Source organism: Pseudomonas sp. EA_65y_Pfl1_P113 (assembly GCF_963970525.1).
Lineage (GTDB): Bacteria > Pseudomonadota > Gammaproteobacteria > Pseudomonadales > Pseudomonadaceae > Aquipseudomonas > Aquipseudomonas tritici.
The window spans coordinates 1-451 of the sequence record NZ_CAXAQM010000589.1 but is presented as its reverse complement, the minus strand read 5'-3'; the positions used below and the strand labels follow the sequence as shown (position 1 = coordinate 451).

Sequence of the window (451 nt, the reverse complement as noted above, 5' to 3'; positions counted from 1 at the left end):
ATCAAGATCATCTGCGACGCGCGTCGCGCTCAGTCATCCGCGCCGGCGGATCTGCACGACCGCAGCGGACACCACCGTTATTACGGCAGTTCCGCCGAGAACGGCGGCGAGCGCATCGTCGAAAGCCGCCGTGGCAAGCAGGCGCGCGCCCTGAACGTCTGCGGCTTCTGAAAAGCCCGTGCCGCAAGCGAATCTCCCGCGCATGACCCTTCTACAGACCGCGATGGCCACCTTGCCGTTCCTGCTGTCGCTCGCCAGCCGCACCGGCAAGGCGATCGCGCCCTGCCTCCTCGCCAGCATCCTCACCGTGATGTGGGGGGATCAGCCGCATCGGGCCGCGATGGCTTGGTGCGTCGGTGCCCTGATCGCCGCCGTCGCCATGCGCGAACGGCTGCGCACCGGCTGAGCCGGTTCATCATCCCAAAAGAAAAGGCGCGGCGGGGAGACCCCC

The 451-nt window shown here is 67.8% G+C and carries 1 protein-coding gene; it reads left to right on the top strand.

Features of this window, described 5'->3' with window-relative positions; translation table 11 throughout:
* Positions 1-202 precede the first annotated feature (202 nt).
* Positions 203-406: a hypothetical protein gene (locus AACY52_RS31225; protein ID WP_339561528.1), complete on the top strand. Its 204-nt coding sequence runs from the start codon at positions 203-205 to the stop codon at positions 404-406.
* Positions 407-451 lie beyond the last annotated feature (45 nt).

What these genes read in the sequence shown, in the direction of transcription:
- AACY52_RS31225 (WP_339561528.1), top strand. Translation starts at nt 203, where the DNA reads ATGACCCTTCTACAGACCGCGATGGCCACCTTGCCGTTCCTGCTGTCG.